We start from the raw sequence: 19,544 nt of genomic DNA, 5'->3' as shown, positions 1-19,544 counted from the left end.
GGGCTCTCGGTATCAGTGTGTGGCCGCGGCGGCGGGTGCCGGCGGCAGGTTGGACGGTTGGAAGCCGCCACCCAGGGCCTGCATCAGCAGCACGCCGCTGTCGATGCGATCGGCCCGGAGGCTGGCCAGCTGGCGCTCGGCCTGCAGCAGTTGCTGCTCGACGGTCAGGGCGTCGAGGTAGTTGCCGATGCCGGCGCCATAGCGCTGCATGGCGATGTCGAAGGAGCTCTTGGCGATGTCGCGGGCCCGTTGCTGCTCGACGATCTGCTGGTCCAGCGAGCGCTGGCGGGTGATGGCGTCGGCGATGTCGCCCAGCGCCTGCACCAGGGTCTGGTTGTACTGGGCCACGGCCAGGTCGTAGTCGGCGTCCCGGCTGGCCAGATCGGCGCGGCGGCGACCGCCGTCGAAGATCGGCAGCGACAGTGCCGGACCGACGTTGAAGAAGCGCGCCGGTGCGCCGAACAAGGCATCGCCGAGGATGGCCTTGCTGCCGGCCGCCACCGTCAGGTTGAGATTGGGATAGAAGTTGGTCTTGCTTGCGGTGATGTCCTTGCTCGCGGCCTCCACGCGCCAGCGGGCGGCGATCAGGTCTGGACGGCGCCCGGCCAGCTCGGCGGGCAGCTGGGCCGGCAGATTCACCGCGGCGGGGGCGATCAGCTTGGGTCGCGGGATCTCGGCGCCCCGGTCGGGCCCCTTGCCCAGCAGCACGGCGAGACGGATCTGCGCGCTGCGCACCTGCTGCTCGGCGGCGGTATGAGAGGCTGCCGCGCTGGCTTCCAGACTCTGGGTCTGCTGCAGCTGGTAGTCGCTGTCGAGACCGGCGTCGACCCGGCGCTGGGCCAGGTCGAGCATGCCGCGGGTACGCTCCAGGTCCTGCTGGGCCACGTCCAGGCTGGTGTAGGCCAGACCGAGCTGGTTATAGGCACGGCTGACGTTGGCCGCCAGGGTCAGGCGTGCGGCCTGGCGATCCACCTCGCCGGCGCGGGCGCGACCGAGGGCGGCTTCCCAGGCGGCGCGCTGGCCACCCCAGAGGTCGAAGCTGTAGCTGCCGCTCACATCGAACTGGCGCAGGGTGCTGTAGCGGTCGCCCTGACCGAGAGGATCGTCCGGTCGCGCCAGGCGCGAGCGGGTCACGCCGCCATTGGCGTCGATCTGCGGATAGCGATCGGCGTCGGCGGCGAGCACCGCGGCATCGGCCTGGCGACTGCGCGCATCGGCTTCCTGCAGCGAGGGACTGTCGCGCAGCGCCTCGCGGATCAGGCTGTCGAGTTGCGGATCGCCCAGCCGGGTCCACCAGTCGGCGCTCGGCCACTGGGCGGGGGAGAGGCGGTCGCTGGCAAAGGTGGCTTCGCCCTTGAGCGTCGCCGGATCCACGGCGCGCCCCTGGGTGTGCAGCCCTTCGGACGACACGCAGCCGGCCAGCAGCAGGGCGGCGCAGAGGGCGGTCAATGGCAGGCGAAAGGTCATGGGTCAGAGGTCTCCAGAGGACTCCGGCAGCAGGCCGGAGGGGCTGAGCAGGCGGCGCAGCAGGCGTTCGAGGTCATCCAGTTCCTGGCGATCCAGGCAGTGGGTCAGGTCGTTGAGCGCGTCCACGCCGATCTGCATGAGTTCACTGCTCAGGGCCTGACCCTGTTCGGTCAGTTCCAGGCGCACCTGGCGACGGTCGCTGAGGCTGCGCACCCGGCGCAGCAGGCCCTTGGCTTCCAGGCGATCGAGCATGCGGGTCATGGCACCGCTGTCGAGGGACAGGCAGCGGCTGAGTTCGGCCGGGGTGTCGGTCTGGTCGCGGGCGAGCAGCAACAGCACCTTGAACTGGGCAGCGGTGATGTCGTAGGGCGCGAGGTGACTGTCCAGCACGCGATCCTTGTACTGGTTCGCGAGGTGGATCAAATGGCCTACGGAATTGCGCAGCGGAAAATTGCTACGGTCGAAATGTGACATTGCAGTATCTGCCCAGGCAATCAAGCGTATCCAGAATACTGCCTAGGCAGTGAAATATTCAGACACCTTTGCGCAGGGGAGAGTTGCGCATTTTGAAACAATTGGAAAAGTATGCTGGCAGACGCTTGTCCCACGGCTGTCCGGACGCCGATCATGGCGGCTACTTCAGACTGAACCGAACCATGACCCCTCTCTTCGATCTAGACCGACTGCGCCAGGCCTTGGTGCCCCTGCGCCACGACCTGCCGCCGGATCTCGACCACCAGGGCTATCGCGCCCATTACCGCCTCGCGGACAGCCACGCGCGGCCGGAGCTGACCGTGGCCTTGGGCGCGCTGGCCGCCGGTGCCTACCGGCTCGCCGTGCAGGGTTGGTGGCCGCGCGAGCCGCGGGGCAGCCTGCTGCTGCTGCACGGCTACTACGATCACATGGGCCTCTATGGCCACGTGGTGGACTGGGCGCTGTCGCGGCAGCTGGCGGTGCTGGCCTGCGACCTGCCCGGGCATGGCCTGTCGAGCGGGGCCCGCGCCAGCATCAACGACTTCGCCGAATACCAGGCCACCCTGACGGCCCTGATCGCCGAGGCGCGGCGCCTGGACCTGCCGCGGCCCTGGCACCTGCTCGGCCAGAGCACCGGCGGCGCCATCCTGCTGGACTATCTGCTGCGCGGTGAGCCCGCTCCCGAACTGGGCGAGACGATCCTGCTGGCGCCCCTGGTCAGGCCCCATGCCTGGCGCCAGGGGTTGTGGACCTATCGGCTGGTGAAGCCTTTCGTGCGCGCCCTGCCGCGGCGCTTCTCGGTGAATTCCGGGGATCCGGCCTTTCTCGAATTCCTGCAGCAGGACGGCCTGCAGCCACGCGAGCTGCCCGCGCAATGGGTCGGCGCCCTGGCGCGCTGGATTCCGCAACTGGAGGGGGCACCGGCCAGTTCCCGCCGCCCGCTGGTGATCCAGGGCGAGCAGGATTTCACCGTCGACTGGCGGCACAACCTGGGAGTGCTGGAGGCCAAGTTCGCGCGGCCCGAGGTGCTGCGCCTGCCGGAAGCGCGGCACCATCTGGTCAATGAAACCGTAGCCCTGCGCCAGCGCTATTTCCGCTGGCTGGACGACCGTCTCGCCTGAGCCGTCCTACTGGCCGCCGCCGCCCAGGCCGGCGCGCAGGGCCGCCACGGCGGCGCGGTAGTAGGCGCTGCCATTGGCCGAACTGGCGAAGTCGGCGAACTGGCCGAGTTCGCTGTCGTTCAGGGTGCGATAGACATAGAGCAGGGTGTTCTCCAGGTCGCCGGCATTCATCTGCTGGATGAATCTCTGACGCTGCTGCTCGATCATGCCGCCCGACTGCTGCTGACCCATCAGACCCGGCAGCATCGAACTCAGGCTGTCGGCGGCGAGGCCTGCCAGGGCCACGCTGACCTCGGCCCCGGCTTCACGCACGGGCAGGGCGGTGGCCAGGCGCTTGGCCTGGGCGCGGCGGGCCGGGCTGGCCTGCATCTGGGGCACGCCATTGGCGTTCTTGGCCAGCTGGTCGCTGCGGGTGGCGGCGATTTCCGCGGCGACCACCTTGCGGCCCACCGGCGACTGGAAGAACTGCAGGGCCGGGCCGTCGGCCGGCAGACTCTGGCGCAGCGCGGCCAGGGCGCGCTGGTCGATGGCCGCGGCGGTGTAGCGCTTGTTGCTGTTGTCCACCAGGCTCTGGTAGAGCGCCGGCGGCAGGCTGTTCTGGTAGCGCTGCTGGGCGGCCTGCAGGGCGTCGCGGAAGTGTCCGCGCTGCTCGGGCCAACCTGCGGCCTGATAGAGGCTGACCGTGTCGTCGGCCAGGACGGGCAGGCTGATGGCGAAAAGCAGGGAAGCGAACAGAACGCGCATGGACACCTCGGGCAGCGGCACGGAGCCGGAAAGTCCGCCATTGTCGGCAACCCCAGGCTGGCTGTCGAGGCGCTCATCCCGGGCATTCGTCGCCTGGTCAAGGCAGGCGCGCAGCCGTGGCCGACTTCTCTTACACTCGGCATCCCGCCGGCCTGGCCCGGTCCGCTACGGTTTTCCCGATGGCTCTGCATCCCGAGCATCCCCTGCTGCAACGTATCGTCGACGATCTCGCCGAGCACGGCTGGTCGCGGCAGAGCATCTTCCTGCCCCTGGACCTCACCGCCGAACTGGCCGCCGAATGCCGCTTGCGCCATGCCCGCGGCGAGTTGGAGCGTGCCGGTATCGGCCGTGGCGAAAGCCCGCTGATCCGCGAAGGCGTCCGCGGCGATCATATCGCCTGGCTGGAGCCGGATGATGAGCATCCCGGCGTGCAGCGCTACCTGCAGCTCATGGACACCCTGCGCGAGGCCTTCAACCGCACCCTGTTCCTGGGGCTGGAAGACTACGAAAGCCACTTCGCCCTCTATCCGCCGGGTGCCTTCTATGCCCGCCACCTGGATCGCTTCCGCGACGACGACCGCCGCATGGTCTCCCTGGTGCTCTATCTCAACGACGCCTGGTTGCCGGAGCAGGGCGGCGAGCTGCGGCTCTATCTGGACGAGCAGCGCCACCAGGATGTCCTGCCGCTGGGCGGCAGCCTGGTGTGCTTCCTGTCCGGCCAATTGCCCCACGAGGTGCTGCCGGCCACCCGCGAGCGGCTGTCGCTGACCGGCTGGTTCCGCCGCCGTGGCGACAATCCGCTGCAGGGCTAGGCGGTAGATTGGCGACGGACGCGGAGGGCGTATGGAAAAGATACTGGTGAGTCGCTGCCTGCTGGGGCATCGGGTGCGCTATGACGGCGGCGCCCATGGCCCCTTCGATCTGCTGGGCGTCTGGCAGTCGGAAGGGCGCATCGTGCCCCTCTGTCCGGAGGTGGCCGGGGGCCTGCCCACGCCACGTCCGCCCGCGGAGATTCCCGGTGGCCAGGGCGGCGCCGTGCTGGACGGCCGGGTAGCGGTGGTGACCGTGGGCGGCGAAGACGTGACCACTGCCTTTGTCGCCGGTGCCGAGGCCGCCCTCGAACTGATCACGCGGCATGGCATCCGCCTGGCGGTGCTCAAGGCGCGCAGTCCGTCCTGCGGCAATCTGGAAAACTACGATGGCAGCTTCAGCGGCACCCGCGTGGCGGGCGAGGGGGTCACGGCGGCGGCGCTGAAACGCGCCGGCGTCGCCGTCTTCAACGAGACCGAACTGGTCGCGGCGCAGCGCCTGCTCGCGGCGCTGGAAGGCAACGCCTAGAGCGTCTCCGGCTGGCGGCCCAGCAGGCTCTGGAAATGCGCCTTCTGCACGAAGCAGCCCTTGGGAAAGCGCCAGCCGACCAGCTCGCCCGGCTGCTTTTCGAGATTCTGGGCAAAGACGGTGGCGCCCATGGCACGCGCCAGGACGGCATATTCGCGCAGCGGGACCTTAACGACAGGAACATCCGGGCTGATCATGGGCGCTCTGCTGGGTGGGCGCCCACGCTCGAAACGACGATCGCGGCAAGCCCACAGGTGACTTGCCAGGCTTATCGGCACCCCAGCGCGGAACTTCAGCCCGCGGATGAAAAAGCCTGGTCTAGCCAGCGGCTTTTGGCGTCTCCGGCAGGAACCAGTTCATCAGCAGGGCGCACAGGCCGCCGGTGGCGACGCCGGATTCCAGCACCGCCCTCAAGCCGGCCGGCATATGGGCGAGAAATTCCGGTACCTGGGAGATGCCCAGGCCCAGGGCCAGGGACACGGCGATGATCAGCAGCGCGCGTCGATCCAGCTCGACGCCGGCGAGGATGTTGATCCCCGAGGCGGCGACCGCGCCGAACATCACCATGGCCGCGCCGCCGAGTACCGGCTCGGGCACCGCCTGGATCACCCCGGCCACCGCCGGGAACAGCCCCAGCAGGACCAGGATGGCGGCGATCCACAGGCCGACATGGCGACTGGCGATGCCGGTCAGCTGGATCACCCCGTTGTTCTGGGCGAACACCGAGCTGGGAAAGGTGTTGAACAGCCCGGCCAGCAGCGAGTTGGCGCCGTTGACCAGCACCCCGCCCTTGATCCGCTGCATCCACAGCGGGCCTTCCACGGGTTCGCGGGAGACCTTGCTGGTGGCGGTGATGTCGCCGATGGCCTCCAGCGAGGTGACCAGGTAGATCACCAGCAGTGGCACGAACAGCGACCAGGAAAAGCCCAGGCCGAAGTGCAGCGGCAGGGGGATCTGCACCCAGGTAGCCTCGTGCATGCCGGTGAAGTTCAGCCGGCCGAGCCAGGCCGCCAGGGCATAGCCCAGCAGCAGGGCGACGACGATGGCGCTGCTGCGCAGGGCGCGCAGCGGAATGCGATTGAGCACCACGATGGTGGCCAGTACGGTGCCCGACAGCAGCAGGTTCTCGCCATTGGCGAAGGTGCCGTTGCCCAGGGCCGCGAAGCCGCCGCCCATGCTGATCAGACCGACCTTGATCAGCGTCAGGCCGATCATCAGCACCACGATGCCGGTCACCAGCGGAGTGATGAGGCGCTTGACGAAGGGCAGCACCCGCGACACACCCATCTCGACGAAGGAGCCGGCCATCACCACGCCGAAGATGGCCGCCATCACGGCTTCCACTGGGGTGCCGTTCTTGACCATCAGGGCGCCACCGGCGATCAGCGGGCCGACGAAGTTGAAGCTGGTGCCCTGGACGATCAGCAGCCCGGCGCCGAAGGGCCCGAAGCGACGACACTGGACGAAGGTGGCGATGCCGGAGATCACCAGCGACATGGAGACGATCAGGTTGGTGTCGCGCGGCGAGACGCCCAGGGCCTGACAGATCAGCAGACCGGGGGTGACGATGGGCACGATGATGGCCAACAGGTGCTGGATGGCGGCCAGCAGGGCGATCAGCGGGCGCGGTCGGTCCTGGGGACCATAGAGCAGTTCGGAGCGGGAAGGCTGGGACATGGGCGGAGTCGTCGCGGAAAAAGCGCCGATCTTACCGGATGCCCGCCCCGCGGCGCAGGGTCTTCGACCGGGACACAGCCGGCGGCCTGGCGGCCGGCGGCTGTGTCCCTTATGGTTTAGAGGATGAAGCGGGCCACGTCGCGATTGAGGTCGGCGGCGTGATGCTGCAGGGAGCGCGACTGGCGCTCCGAGTCCTCGGCGCCGCTGGCCAGGGTGTCGCCGAGGCCCTTGATGGTGATGACGTTGCGGGTGATCTCCTCGGTGACCGAGGTCTGCTCCTCGGCCGCGGTGGCGATCTGCAGGGACATCTCGGAGATGACGCCGGCACTCTGGGCGATCTCTTCCAGGGCGCTGGAGGCGCGTTCCACGTCGGCGACGCTGCGCTCGGCGATGGCCATGCTGCTGTCCATGCGCTGCACCGCCTGGCGGGTCATCTGCTGCAGGGTGCCGATGGTCTCGTTGATCTCCCGGGTCGAGGCCTGGGTCCGTTGCGACAGTGTCCGCACCTCGTCGGCGACCACCGCGAAGCCCCGGCCATGCTCGCCGGCGCGGGCCGCCTCGATGGCCGCGTTGAGCGCCAGCAGGTTGGTCTGCTCGGCGATGCTCTGGATGCTGTCAAGCACCTTGGCGATGGCCTGGGAGTGGTGGTCCAGCTCGCCGATCACCCGGGTGGCGTCATCCACTTCCCGCGCCAGGCTGTTGATGGATTCCTTGCTGGTCTGCACCAGGGTCAGCCCCTGGGCGGTGCTGTCGGAAGACTGGCGGATGGCCTCGGCGGTCTGCTCGGCATTGCGGGCGATCTCCTGGGTGGCGGAAGACATCTCCGTCACGGCCGTGGCCACCAGGGTGATCTCCTGCTGCAGGCGCCCCAGTTCCCGGGTGGCCGCGGCGCTGCGCTGCAGGACCTTCTGCGATTCGGCGTCCACGCTCTGGGCATGCTGGCGCACGCCGCCGATCAGGCCGTGCAGACTGGCCACGAACTGGTTGAAATGGCCGGCCAATCCGCCGACCTCATCGGTGCTCTGCACGGCGATACGGCGGGTCAGATCGCCCTGGCCGTCGGCGATCACCTGCAGACCGGTCGAGACCACGCCCAGCGGCCGGAGCAGATAGCTGCACAGCAGGTTGATGAGCAGCAGCGAGCCCCCCAGCACCAAGGCCAGGATGGCGAGGCTGATCCACAGCTGGCGTTGCAGCGGCGCCATGAGCACGCCACTGTCGACGATCATCACCAGGGTTTCGCCATGGTGATTCATGGGCGCGGCATAGAGCCGCTGGCCGGCCGGGGTTTCCACATGGCGCTCGCCGGGTGCCTGGGCCAGGCGTTGGAGGGTGTCCGCGTCGAGCTGGGGAAAGAGCTCGGTGATCGGCTTGGCCAGCAGGGCGGCGTCTTCGTGGCCCAGGACGATGTTCTGGCCGTTGACCAGCACGGCACTGCCGGCGCCCGGCAGTTGCACGCGCTTGAGCTGGTCGAGGATGTCGCTGATGCTGACGTCCGCGCCAAGGATCGCGGTGGTCTTGCCCGCCGACTGCAGGGCCCAGCCCAGCGACAGCACGTTCTGCTTGGTCGCCGCCGCCACGGTGGGAATGGAAAAGAACACCTTGCCGGGATTCTGCTGCGCCTGCTGGTACCAGAGCCACTGGCGCGGATCGTTGTTGTCCGGCGGCAACTGGACACCATTGGCATTGACCTGGCTGCCATCGCCGCGGGCATAGAAGACGTTGTCGAAGGCGCCGGAGTTCTTGACCTGATTGAGGCTGGCCGGGAGCTGGGCGTCCGGGGTGTCGGCAGCCAGGGCGCCCAGCGCCGCGGCCTTGCCGTCCAGCCACTGGCGAACTCCGCCGTTGAAGACGAAACTGACGGTCTTCAGCTGCTCGACCGTAGAGGCTTCCAGCGCCGTGCGGGTATTGAAGAAGTTGATGGCGGTGAGACCCACCCCCACGACCAGGACGGCCGCGGTGGCAGACAACGAGAGTTTCTGTTTCAACGACAAGGCAGGCACGGCGGGATGACTCCGACAATTAATTGTCCGACTTTATCGGTGCCTGCCGGAGATAACTTGAGCGGCCAGTCAGGTTTTTCCTGTGGAGCCGGATCAGCGGAGCTCGGGCCGGCCGCGGGTCTCCCAGTCGGCCGTGGCCGGGGAGACCCGGGGTCAGGCCTGCCTAGGCGGCGACCGTCTGGGCGCCGGTCATCAGCGCCACGGCGTCGGCCATGGAGTGCTGGCGCGGATCGATCACCGTCAGGCGGCGACCCAGGCGATGGATGTGGATGCGATCGGCGATCTCGAACACATGGGGCATGTTGTGGGAGATCAGCACGATGGCGATGCCGCGGGCGCGCACGTCGAGGATCAGCTCCAGCACCTTGCGCGATTCCTTCACGCCCAGCGCCGCCGTGGGTTCGTCGAGGATGATCACCTTGGAACCGAAGGCCGCCGCCCGCGCCACGGCCACGCCCTGGCGCTGACCACCGGACAGGGTCTCCACAGCCTGGTTGATGTTCTGGATGGTCATCAATCCCAGTTCGGACAGCTTTTCCCGGGCGATGCGCTCCATTTCCTTGCGGTCCAGGGTGCGGCAGAGGGTGCCCAGCAGCCCCGGCTTGCGCAATTCGCGACCCAGGAAGAGGTTGTCGGCGATGGACAGCGCCGGCGACAGCGCCAGGTTCTGGTAGACCGTCTCGATGCCGGCCCGCCGCGCCGCGATGGGCGAGGCGAACTGCACCGGCTGGCCCTCGAAGCGGATCTCGCCTTCATCGGGCCGCAGGGCACCGGAGATGGCCTTGATCAGCGAGGACTTGCCGGCGCCGTTGTCGCCGATCACGGCGAGGATCTCGCCGGGCAGCAGGTCGAAGTCGGCGTGGTCGAGGGCGGTGACGCGGCCATAGCGCTTCACCAGGCCACGGGCCATGAGCAGGGGTTCGGTAGTCATCAGCTGGCCGCCTTTCTGATCCATTGGTCGATAGCCACGGCCGCGATGATGAGCGTGCCGATCAGCAGATAGGTCCACTGTACGTCGGTGCCCAGCAGCCGCAGGCCGAGGGCGAAGACGCCGACGATCAGGGCGCCGAACAGCATGCCGAGGATGGAGCCGCGGCCGCCGAACAGCGAGATGCCGCCGATCACCACGGCGGTGATGGACTCGATGTTGGCGAACTGCCCGGCGGTGGGCGAGACCGAGCCGATGCGGCCGATCAGCACCCAGCCGGCGAAGGCGCAGATGAGTCCGGACAGCCCGTACACGGTGATTAGCATGCGGCGGACGTTGACCCCGGCCAGCGCCGCGGCCTCGGGATCGTCGCCCACCGCATAGAGGTGGCGCCCCCAGGCGGTGTGGTTGAGCACGTACCAGAGCAGGGCGACCAGCACCACCAGGGCGATCACGCCATAGGTGAAGACCGCGCCACCCAGGCGGAAATTGTCGCCGAACACCTGCAGTAGCGGCGCGGTCGCGCCAATTTCCTGGGCGCGGATGGTCTCGTTGCGCGAATAGAGGAAGTTGGCCGCGAGTACGATCTGCCACATGCCCAGGGTGACGATGAAGGGTGGCAGCTTGATGCGGGCGATCAGCCAGCCGTTGGCCATGCCGCACAGGGTGCCCACCGCCAGGCCGCAGAGGATCGACAGCTCCACCGGCAGGCCGTAGCGGAAGGTGAACTGGCCCATGACCACCGAGGACAGCACCATGATGGCGCCCACCGAGAGATCGATGCCGGCGGTGACCACCACCAGGGTCTGGGCCGCGCCGACGATGCCGGTGATGGCGACCTGCTGCAGGATCAGGGTGAGGGCGAAGGCGGAAAAGAACTTGCCGCCCAGGAGGGCGCCAAAGATGCCCAGCGACAGCAGCAGCACCAGCAGCGAGACCGCCGAGGGGCGTGAATGCAGGAAGTGACGGAATTTGACCAGCGGGCTGCGCTCGTCACGGGCGAAGGAGGCGACCTCCGTGGCGCTGTGCTTGAGCACCTGTTCGAAGGGCTGGCCGGACGGAGAGGGTGAGGTCGGATCGCTCATGGCAATCTCCTGAAAGCGGGAAAGCGGCCGAGAGTCGATCGCCCGCACCCGGACCCGGAGGGCTCAGGCGGGGCGATCGGTCTCCTCTAGCGTAGACGAGGGGCCATCAGCCCCAGCATTTCTGCAGGGCGGTCTTGCTGTCGATGGACTGGATGCCAGGGACCGGCTTGTCCGTCACCAGCTTCACGCCGGTGTCGACGAAGCTCTTGCCCTCGGTCGGGGTCGGCTTCTTGCCGGTGTCGGCAAAGGTCTTGATCGCCTCGATGCCCAGGGCCGCCATCTGCAGCGGGTACTGCTGGGAGGTGGCGCCGATGACGCCGTCGGCGACGTTGTGCACGCCCGGGCAACCGCCGTCGATGGACACGATCAGCACGTCCTTCTCGCGACCCACGGCCTTGAGCGCCTCGTAGGCACCGGCGGCGGCCGGCTCGTTGATGGTGTGCACCACGTTGATGGTCGGATCCTTCTGCAGCAGATTCTCCATCGCGGCGCGGCCGCCTTCTTCGTTGCCGTTGGTCACGTCGTGGCCGACGATGCGCGGATCGGTCTCGTCGCCGATGCGGCTCTGATCCTTGGGGTCGATGCCGAAGCCGAGCATGAAGCCCTGGTCGCGCAGGACGTCCACCGAGGGCTGGGAGGCGTTCAGGTCGAGAAAGGCCACCCGCGCGTCCTTGGCCTTGTCGCCCAGGGTTTCCCGCGCCCACTGGCCGATCAGCTTGCCGGCCAGCAGGTTGTCGGTGGCGAAGGTCATGTCGGCGGCGCTCACCGGATCCAGCGGGGTATCCAGGGCGATCACCAGCAGGCCGGCTTCGCGGGCCTTCTGCAGATTGGGCACGATGCCCTTGGTGTCGGAGGCGGTGATGAGGATGCCCTTGGCGCCATCGGCGATGCAGGTCTCGATGGCGGCCACCTGGCTTTCGCTGTCGCCGTCGATCTTGCCGGCGTAGGCCTTGAGCGTCACCCCCAGCTCCTTGGCCTTGGCGGTGGCACCTTCCTTCATCTTCACGAAGAAGGGATTGGTATCGGTCTTGGTGATGAGGCAGGCGGACACAGGGGCTGCCTGGGCGGTGCCACTGGCCAGGGCGGCGGCCAACAGGCAACCGGCGAAGGACGCGAGGGAGACGGTTCTTTTCATTGTTGTGCGCTCGGGTTCAGAGACGGGAAGGCGACCGACAGCGCGTCGGTCGCCGTGGAGCTGTTACCACCACTGCTCGATCTGGAAGCCGACGTTGGAGCCGTGCAGATCGTTGCCGAAGGTACCGGTGCTCGACAGCGCGGAGCCGGCGTCGAATTCATCGGCCGCCTGCTGGGCTGCCCGGTTCCAGGCGGCATAGGTGTAGAACAGGCGGAATTCGGGGCGCGACTTGAATTCCGGACCCTTGGGCGACCAGGTGGGTGCCAGGGTCAGCTTGGTCAGCTTGCGGGTACCACCCGGGGCCTGCACCTGGTCATGACCCAGTTCGGTGGAGAACTTGAACTGGTCGGTGATGCCGTAGACCAGACGGCCACCCAGCGAGGTCCAGCGCAGGTCGTTGCCATTGGGACGCTCGTCCTTCTGGTAGACCGCGGCGATCTGGCCACCCCAGTAACGGCTGATCTGCCAGTCGAAGTAGTCGACGACGCGATAGGAGACGTCGGCGCTGCTCAGGGTGGGATCGCCGGTGCTGCCCAGGGCGGTGCCCGGACCCTGGCCGCGCTGCACGGCAAAGGTGTTCACGCCACCCCAGCCCATGAAGTTGGCCTGCTTGTGCTGCAGCGTCACCGCGACACCACTGTTGGCGTTGGGCTGGTTGCTGGGCTTGTCCAGGTAGCTGACGCCGATTTCCAGCGAGCCATTGGGGTTGGTGTTGAAGCCGGCGACGTTGAAGTCGATGCGGTTCTGGAAGTCCTTCTGGTTCTGGTTGTCCTTGCGCGAGAAGGCCAGGCTGTACTTGAGGCCGCCGATGTTGACGTCCTCGATACCACCGCCGGTGGCGCTCTGGTTCCAGTAGAAGAAGTCGGAGATGTGGATATCGTTACGCTTGTAGTAACGGCGACCGGCCCAGAGGTTGCCGCCGTTCAGCGCGGCGATGTTGTTCCAGTAGGCATAGGCCTGGACCGCGCGGATCTCGCCGTTGTCGCCATTGAAGGTCGGGGTGCGATCGTACCTGTTGAAGAAGCTGCCCATGCCATAGACGCCGATTGCCGAGCCGTCGTCCAGATTGAAGACATTCTGCTTCAGCGCCAGCTCGCCGTACTGCTCGCACTCGTTGCCCAGACGGTACTTGGACTGGGCACCCTGCAGCTTGAAGCAGCGCATGGAGTCGGAACCGGAGGAATCACCGAGGCCGGTACGGAAGTAACCGGTGGTTTCCAGGGCGTTAGCCGCAGGAATCAGCAGAAGAGTGCTCATCAAGGACGCGACCGAAACCCTGGCCAAGGGCATAGCCTTTTTCTTATTCATTTATGTTCCCTATTTATTGTTGTTGTGTAACTCAGTGCCTGGCCTGCACCTGACCCGCCGTGCTCCAGCGGAAGATCGACATAGGTGTGACCATTGGAACCCAACCTGACTACAAACTTATCGCTGAATCAATTCAGCGGCAGACGGAGGGTAGCCTTTGATCACTCAACGGCCTAGCGGCTCGATTACAGCGATGTGTGAGCTGAATCACAAGCTGTGCTTCTACAAAAATAGCAAGCCAAGCAACTGTGAAACCCCTCTGGAATGGGGTCATGGCGAGGACTGCTCCTGCTGAAGAAGCCATAGGCGAAGCGCAGAGAAAGGAGCGCAAGCGGAAGGGCGGAATAGAGCGGGAGAGCAGGAGGGAAGGTGGGGCGGAGCGTCCGGGCGACGACGGATGCCGTCGCCCGGAGGGCGCGAATCAGCCCAGCAGGGCCTTGTCGCGCACGCCGCCCTTGTCGGCGCTGGTGGCCAGCAGGGCGTAGGCCTTGAGTGCGGTGGTCACGCGGCGGGCACGGGGTTGTGCCGGCTTCCAGCCCAGCTTGTCCTGCTCGATGCGGCGGTGGGACAGCTCTTCGTCGCTCACCAACAGGTTGATGCTGCGCTGGGGGATGTCGATGAGCACCTTGTCGCCGTCGCGCACCAGGCCGATGGCGCCACCCGCTGCCGCTTCCGGCGAGGCATGGCCGATCGACAGGCCCGAGGTGCCGCCGGAGAAGCGGCCGTCGGTGAGCAGGGCGCACTGCTTGCCCAGGCCCTTGGACTTCAGGTAGCTGGTGGGGTAGAGCATCTCCTGCATGCCCGGGCCGCCCTTGGGCCCTTCGTAGCGGATGATGACGATGTCGCCGGCCTTGACCTCGTCGGCGAGGATGCCACGCACGGCGGCGTCCTGGCTCTCGAACACCTTGGCATTGCCTTCGAACACATGGATGGATTCATCCACGCCGGCGGTCTTCACCACGCAGCCGTCCAGGGCTATGTTGCCGTAGAGCACCGCCAGGCCGCCTTCCTGGGAATAGGCATGGGCGACCGAGCGGATGCAGCCCTCGGCGCGATCGTCGTCCAGGCTGTCATAGCGGGTCGCCTGGCTGAAGGCTTCCTGGGTCGGGATGCCGGCCGGACCGGCGCGGAAGAAGGTCTTCACCGCCTCGTCCTGGGTCAGGGTGATGTCCCAGTGCTCGATGGCTTCGCCCAGGGTCCGGCTGTGCACGGTGGGCAGGTCGGTATGCAGCAGACCGCCACGGGCCAGTTCGCCCAGGATGCTGAAGATGCCCCCGGCGCGGTGCACGTCTTCCATGTGGTACTTCTGGATGTTCGGCGCCACCTTGCACAGCTGCGGCACCTTGCGCGACAGGGCATCGATGTTGCGCAGGTCGAAGTCCACCTCGGCTTCCTGGGCCGCGGCCAGCAGGTGCAGGATGGTGTTGGTCGAGCCCCCCATGGCGATGTCCAGGGTCATGGCGTTCTCGAAGGCCGCATAGGAGGCGATGCTGCGCGGCAGCGCCGACTCGTCGTTCTCCTGGTAGTAGCGGCGGCACAGCTCGACGATGGTGCGGCCGGCCTGCAGGAACAGCTCCTTGCGGTCGGCGTGGGTGGCCAGGGTCGAGCCGTTGCCGGGCAGGGCCAGGCCGAGGGCCTCGACCAGGCAGTTCATGGAGTTGGCGGTGAACATGCCCGAGCAACTGCCACAAGTGGGGCAGGCGCTGCGTTCGTATTCGGCGACCTTCTCGTCGCTGGCCGAACTGTCGGCGGCGATGACCATGGCGTCCACCAGGTCCAGGCCGTGACTGGCCAGCTTGGTCTTGCCGGCTTCCATGGGACCGCCGGAAACGAAGACCACCGGGATGTTCAGGCGCAGGGCGGCCATCAGCATGCCGGGGGTGATCTTGTCGCAGTTGGAGATGCACACCAGGGCATCGGCGCAGTGGGCATTGACCATGTATTCCACGGCGTCGGCGATGATCTCGCGACTGGGCAGCGAATAGAGCATGCCGTCGTGGCCCATGGCGATGCCGTCGTCCACGGCGATGGTGTTGAATTCCTTGGCCACGCCGCCGGCCTTCTCGATCTCGCGGGCGACCAGCTGGCCGAGATCCTTGAGGTGGACGTGGCCCGGCACGAACTGGGTAAAGGAGTTGGCGATGGCGATGATGGGCTTCTTGAAGTCTTCGTCCTTCATCCCGGTGGCGCGCCAGAGCGCCCGGGCGCCAGCCATGTTGCGGCCCTGGGTGGAGGTTTTCGAGCGATAGTCAGGCATGAAGCGTCTCTCCGAGGCGGCTTTCTAGATCACGGTTCTGGTCATCGTGAGCGCAGACGAGGCACGGTGCAAACGCGGAGTGACGGTTGCCGGGCCGGAGGGCGGCAACGCCATGCGGGATCTCCACAGGGGGTGCCAGGGCTCACGAACCCGCCGGAGGATGCTGGCGGAGGGGAGTCTGGATCATACACCCGGGCGCCAGCACTGCACAGCAGGCCGGCGTCTAAGGGGAAGGACTTGACTGAAAGTCGCCGAGCGAAGGTCCTGCAAGGCAAAAATCTGTGAGGAAGCGGAGTTTACAAATGGTAAATGAGCATTCCGAACAGATTTTTAACGCCGCATGACCGAGCGCAGGCACTTTTCAGGCAAGGCCTAGGGCGCTTCCTGTTCGCCGTCGGGGGCGTCTTCCAGGTATTCGTCCATGGGCTCCTGGCCGGCCAGGGTCTTGAGACTCAGGTCCACGGCTTCGGGCAGGGTGATGTCGACGCGCTGCTGGTCGCTGCCTTCCAGCGAGGATTCGTAGCTCAGCGCATGGCGCAGGTGGCCGTTCTCGAGGATGGCGCCGACGCTGGCCAGCTGGGCGGCGGCTGGCGCCAGGCGTTCGAGGGCGGCCTTGGGCCAGGTGGCCTCGACGGTCGCGTTGCAGGTATAGAAGCCCGCTTCGCCGCTGTCCGAGGGTTCTTCCTGGGTCTTGATGTCGACCAGCGAGACCTGGCCGGCTTCCAGCGCGGGCTGGCCGGCGGCGATGTCGTCCGCATAGATCTCGTTGATGGTCTGGGCGTATTGCTGACGGACCAGCTCGGCGGTCTTGGCCGCATCGCAACTGTAGTCATAGCCACCGCAGCCAGTCAGGGAAAGCACCGCAGCTGTGAGTATGAGGTGACGTCTGGACATGCCTGAATTCCTTGGAACGATGGGTAGAGCCTGGCGGCGCTGGCCGCGCCTGCGTCGATCCACAGTGCAGGAGGTTGGCGCAGCGGTCGGGGATGGCGAGGGCCCATGGTGCTGCCGCTCGCCCATCCTGTCCATCAGACGCCGCCAGCGTCCTTCAGGACACCCGGCCTGGCTGGCCGGTCAGTGCCCGGCTCAGGCGCGGTCGGCGCTTTCGCAGGTTTCGAAGTCCTTGCTGTCGACGCGGTTCATGCTATCGAAGCCGATCGAATAGACCTGCTCCTTGCCGTCCTTGTTGAGCACATAGTTGTTGCAGGTGCCGGGGCGGTACTTGCGGGTATAGGTGCTCGACGGGGTACCGCCGATGCGCAGCACGTCAGCCTTGCTCATGCCCTTGTCCACCTGCTTCACCAGGGGTTGCTCGCGAAATTCGACGCGGCCCACGGTGTAGTCGGCGGTGTTCTTTACCGAGGCGCAGCCCGCCAGCACGGTGCCAGCCAGCAGGGCGGTCGCGACTGCAATCTTCTTGTTCATGGTGTGATCCCTTCAAAGGCGGAAGTGCCTGACACTTCGACGATGGCGGCGCCGATAAATTCGCTCTCCGTCGCACTTCTCGCCGTTTGCCGCTTTGACGGATCACCCACTGGCGACGGCAAGTGACTGTATCTAAAGCTGATTCTGCAAACGAACGCTATGCCCCCGTTTTTTAAGGATTATTTTGTCCGAACGGCAGTTGACAGGGGCCAGGCGGCAGGCGATCTTTAGCGTTATGTTGTAACTTCCCCAGCCGTTTCTCGTTTCTCGCGAGGACCTCATGAATCGCCGTCGTCTGCTCAATCTGATCCTGGCTGGCATGACCTTGCCCGTCGGGTTGCCGGCGTTCGCCGCCCGGCAGCAACTCAAGGGTGCCCGGGCCTGGCAGGATGCCGACAAGCTCCGCCTGGTGTTCGATCTCACCGGGCCGGTCCGCTACAAGACCTTCACCCTGGTCGCGCCGGACCGCATCATTCTCGATCTCGCCGATACCCAGGCGCCGGCGGTACTCAATCATCTCGCCCTGCAGGGGTCGCCGGTGCGCGCCGTGCGCAGCGCCCACTACGGCGCCCAGGACACCCGGGTGGTGCTGGAACTGGCCCATCCGGTGGAGGTAGAGAGCTTCATCCTCGGTCCGGGCGAAGGCGCGGCCAATCGCCTGGTGCTGGATCTCAAGCGGGCCGGGGCGCCGGCGGTGGCTGCGCGCAAGCCGGTCGACGCCGAGCCGCCGCTGGAGGTCAAGCGCGGCAAGGGCCTGGCCACGGGTCGCGACATCATGGTGGTGGTCGATGCCGGTCACGGCGGCAAGGACCCGGGAGCGCTGAGCGCGCGCGGTGATCGGGAAAAGGACATCGCCCTGATCGTGGCGCAGAATCTGGCGCGGCGGATCAATCTGCAGAAGGGCTTCAAGGCCAAGCTGGTGCGCAACGACGACTTCTTCGTGCCGCTGCGCAAGCGCGTCGAGGTTGCCCGCAGCTACAACGCCGACATGTTCGTCTCGGTGCATGCCGATGCCGCGCCACGCCGCACCGCCTACGGTGCCTCGGTCTATGCCCTGTCGGAGCGGGGCGCGACCTCCACCACGGCGCGCTTCCTGGCCGACAGCGAGAACAACGTCGACCTGATCGGCGCCAACGAGATTCTCAAGGGCCGCGACCCCATGCTCGCCGGCGTGCTGCTGGACATGTCGATGAACGCCACCATCTCGTCGAGCCTGGACCTGGGCCACAAGGTGCTGGGGCAATTGTCGAGCATCACCAACCTGCACCAGAAACGAGTGGAGCAGGCAGGCTTCGCTGTGCTCAAATCGCCCGACATCCCCTCGATCCTGGTCGAGACGGGCTTCATTTCCAATGATCGCGATTGCCGACGCCTGCTCGACAGTCGCCACCAGAAGCAGCTGGCCGATTCCATCTTTGCCGGACTGCATGGCTATTTCCAGGAGCGCCCCCCGCTGGGCACCTACCTGGCCAGCCTCAAGAACACCCAAGGAGTGACATGAGTTTGCAAGACAAGGCGCGTCGTTACTGGCGCGTAGTGGTGCTGGTGATAGGTGCGCTCTGTGTCGTGGCCGGGTTGATCGGCTACGGTCAGGGCGGTGGCGACAAGCAGGGCAGTGCCCAGGAAGGCTTCGTCAACAAGGTCTGGCAGATCAAGACCAGCAACAGCATCGAGCCGGGAATGCTCTACGTCTTTCTCAGCGATGGCACCCTGGTGATGGCCTCGCCGAGCAGCCAGCCCTCCCTGGGCCGCTGGACGCGTACCGAGAAGGGTCTGAACCTGATCGAGGAAGGCATCACCTATCCCACGGAAATCCTCAGCCTCTCGCGCGACGAATTCCGTATCCGCAGCCTCAACCCCGGCGATCCGGTGGAGCTGCAGCTGGCTCCGGCGGCGCGCTGAGACGCCTTCAGGCGTCGTCGGCGTAGCGCTGTTCCTGCCAGGGGTCGCCGCGGTCGTGATAGCCGCGCATCTCCCAGAAGCCCGGCGTGTCGCCGACCCGGAAGTCGATGCGCCTGAGCCATTTGGCGCTCTTCCACAGATAGAGGTGCGGGATCATTGCCCGCACCGGCCCGCCGTGCTCGGCGGTCAGCGGCTGGCCCTCCCAGCTGTGGACCAGCAAGGCGCCCGGTGCGGCGAAATCCGCCAGGGGCAGGTTGGTGATGTAGCCGTCGTAGCTGTGCAGGAGCACATGGGTCGCCTCGTCCCGCGGCTGCACCTCGTCGAGCAATTCGCTTACCGGCAGGCCGATCCAGTGATTGTCATAGCGTGACCAGGTGGTGACGCAGTGCATGTCGCTGACGGCCTGGCTGGTCGCCCGCGCCGCGAAGGTCTCCCAGTTCCAGCGCAGCGTCCTGCGCACTGCGCCGGTCACCGCCAGTTGCCAGCGCTCCCGGCTGACCTCCGGCCGCACCCCCAGATCCAGGACCGGCCAGTTGCTGACGCGATGCTGGCCGGGCGGCAACCGCTCGCTTTCCGGACGGGCGCCCTGGCCGGTGAGGAAACGGCCCTCCTGGGCCCAGCGCTCCTTGGAACGGGTCAGCTTGCTTGGCTCATCGCTCATCGAGGGATCCTCTTCACGG

Annotated in this window: 19 protein-coding genes; 5 read left to right on the top strand and 14 right to left on the bottom strand. The window is 66.7% G+C overall.

Features of this window, described 5'->3' with window-relative positions; all coding sequences use genetic code 11:
• Positions 1–12 precede the first annotated feature (12 nt).
• Both DBY63_RS19435 and DBY63_RS19430 read right to left on the bottom strand, forming a co-directional pair.
• Positions 13–1,467 carry an efflux transporter outer membrane subunit gene (locus DBY63_RS19435; RefSeq protein ID WP_044342445.1) on the bottom strand — a complete coding sequence of 485 codons (1,455 nt, stop codon included), beginning with the start codon at positions 1,465–1,467 and terminating at the stop codon, positions 13–15.
• Positions 1,468–1,470: 3 nt separating this feature from the next.
• Positions 1,471–1,941, bottom strand: coding sequence for a MarR family transcriptional regulator (locus DBY63_RS19430; RefSeq protein WP_042137179.1), 471 nt, complete (start codon positions 1,939–1,941; stop codon positions 1,471–1,473).
• Positions 1,942–2,123: 182 nt separating this feature from the next.
• On the opposite strand from DBY63_RS19430, the gene DBY63_RS19425 reads away from it, so the two are divergent.
• A complete protein-coding gene (locus DBY63_RS19425; RefSeq protein ID WP_108582606.1) occupies positions 2,124–3,062 on the top strand; it encodes an alpha/beta hydrolase in 939 nt (312 codons plus the stop codon).
• 6 nt (positions 3,063–3,068) lie between these two features.
• Here DBY63_RS19425 and DBY63_RS19420 read toward each other — a convergent pair whose 3' ends face one another.
• Positions 3,069–3,806 carry a DUF2059 domain-containing protein gene (locus tag DBY63_RS19420; protein WP_007162085.1) on the bottom strand — a complete coding sequence of 246 codons (738 nt, stop codon included), beginning with the start codon at positions 3,804–3,806 and terminating at the stop codon, positions 3,069–3,071.
• A gap of 179 nt (positions 3,807–3,985) precedes the next feature.
• On the opposite strand from DBY63_RS19420, the gene DBY63_RS19415 reads away from it, so the two are divergent.
• Together DBY63_RS19415 and DBY63_RS19410 are read left to right on the top strand one after the other, a co-directional pair.
• Positions 3,986–4,618 carry a 2OG-Fe(II) oxygenase gene (locus tag DBY63_RS19415; protein WP_027600255.1) on the top strand — a complete coding sequence of 211 codons (633 nt, stop codon included), beginning with the start codon at positions 3,986–3,988 and terminating at the stop codon, positions 4,616–4,618.
• 31 nt (positions 4,619–4,649) lie between these two features.
• The gene (locus DBY63_RS19410; protein WP_074583916.1) at positions 4,650–5,144 is read left to right on the top strand and encodes a DUF523 domain-containing protein; all 495 of its coding nucleotides are present in this window, start codon (positions 4,650–4,652) and stop codon (positions 5,142–5,144) included.
• Here the strand turns inward: DBY63_RS19410 and DBY63_RS19405 are convergent.
• The 10 genes from DBY63_RS19405 to osmE form a co-directional block, all read right to left on the bottom strand.
• Positions 5,141–5,341 (bottom strand): hypothetical protein, encoded by a 201-nt coding sequence (locus DBY63_RS19405; RefSeq protein ID WP_007162082.1) that lies wholly within the window; start codon positions 5,339–5,341, stop codon positions 5,141–5,143. The genes DBY63_RS19410 and DBY63_RS19405 overlap by 4 nt on opposite strands.
• Before the next feature lie 121 nt (positions 5,342–5,462).
• Positions 5,463–6,821: a nucleobase:cation symporter-2 family protein gene (locus tag DBY63_RS19400; RefSeq protein ID WP_027600795.1), complete on the bottom strand. Its 1,359-nt coding sequence runs from the start codon at positions 6,819–6,821 to the stop codon at positions 5,463–5,465.
• A gap of 116 nt (positions 6,822–6,937) precedes the next feature.
• Entirely contained in the window at positions 6,938–8,791 is a 1,854-nt protein-coding gene (locus DBY63_RS19395; protein ID WP_108582595.1) for a methyl-accepting chemotaxis protein, read from the bottom strand.
• A gap of 196 nt (positions 8,792–8,987) precedes the next feature.
• The gene (locus tag DBY63_RS19390) at positions 8,988–9,755 is read right to left on the bottom strand and encodes an ATP-binding cassette domain-containing protein (protein WP_042137188.1); all 768 of its coding nucleotides are present in this window, start codon (positions 9,753–9,755) and stop codon (positions 8,988–8,990) included.
• Entirely contained in the window at positions 9,755–10,837 is a 1,083-nt protein-coding gene (locus DBY63_RS19385) for an ABC transporter permease (protein ID WP_007162078.1), read from the bottom strand. The genes DBY63_RS19390 and DBY63_RS19385 overlap by 1 nt, the downstream gene beginning before the upstream one ends.
• Positions 10,838–10,943: 106 nt before the next feature.
• On the bottom strand, positions 10,944–11,972 hold the full coding sequence (locus DBY63_RS19380; protein WP_007162077.1) for a sugar ABC transporter substrate-binding protein: 1,029 nt from the start codon (positions 11,970–11,972) through the stop codon (positions 10,944–10,946).
• Between the two features lie 63 nt (positions 11,973–12,035).
• Entirely contained in the window at positions 12,036–13,229 is a 1,194-nt protein-coding gene (locus DBY63_RS19375; RefSeq protein WP_037006708.1) for a carbohydrate porin, read from the bottom strand.
• A 472-nt stretch (positions 13,230–13,701) separates the two neighbouring features.
• Positions 13,702–15,537 (bottom strand): dihydroxy-acid dehydratase, encoded by a 1,836-nt coding sequence (gene ilvD / locus DBY63_RS19370; protein ID WP_108582594.1) that lies wholly within the window; start codon positions 15,535–15,537, stop codon positions 13,702–13,704.
• 372 nt (positions 15,538–15,909) lie between these two features.
• Positions 15,910–16,431: a hypothetical protein gene (locus DBY63_RS19365; protein WP_007162074.1), complete on the bottom strand. Its 522-nt coding sequence runs from the start codon at positions 16,429–16,431 to the stop codon at positions 15,910–15,912.
• A gap of 192 nt (positions 16,432–16,623) precedes the next feature.
• Positions 16,624–16,962, bottom strand: coding sequence for an osmotically-inducible lipoprotein OsmE (osmE, locus tag DBY63_RS19360; RefSeq protein WP_007162073.1), 339 nt, complete (start codon positions 16,960–16,962; stop codon positions 16,624–16,626).
• A 280-nt stretch (positions 16,963–17,242) separates the two neighbouring features.
• Between osmE and DBY63_RS19355 the strand changes: the two genes are divergently transcribed.
• Together DBY63_RS19355 and DBY63_RS19350 are read left to right on the top strand one after the other, a co-directional pair.
• On the top strand, positions 17,243–18,463 hold the full coding sequence (locus tag DBY63_RS19355) for an N-acetylmuramoyl-L-alanine amidase (RefSeq protein WP_007162072.1): 1,221 nt from the start codon (positions 17,243–17,245) through the stop codon (positions 18,461–18,463).
• The gene (locus DBY63_RS19350) at positions 18,460–18,864 is read left to right on the top strand and encodes a hypothetical protein (protein WP_007162071.1); all 405 of its coding nucleotides are present in this window, start codon (positions 18,460–18,462) and stop codon (positions 18,862–18,864) included. The genes DBY63_RS19355 and DBY63_RS19350 overlap by 4 nt, the downstream gene beginning before the upstream one ends.
• A 7-nt stretch (positions 18,865–18,871) precedes the next feature.
• On the opposite strand, the gene DBY63_RS19345 is transcribed toward DBY63_RS19350, so the two are convergent.
• Positions 18,872–19,525 carry a sulfite oxidase-like oxidoreductase gene (locus DBY63_RS19345; RefSeq protein WP_108582593.1) on the bottom strand — a complete coding sequence of 218 codons (654 nt, stop codon included), beginning with the start codon at positions 19,523–19,525 and terminating at the stop codon, positions 18,872–18,874.
• Positions 19,526–19,544 lie beyond the last annotated feature (19 nt).

Source organism: Pseudomonas sp. RIT411 (assembly GCF_003057735.2).
Taxonomy (GTDB): Bacteria; Pseudomonadota; Gammaproteobacteria; order Pseudomonadales; family Pseudomonadaceae; genus Chryseomonas; species Chryseomonas oryzihabitans.
Note: the sequence above shows the minus strand (reverse complement) of the source record. Positions and strands in the feature narration are given on the sequence as shown.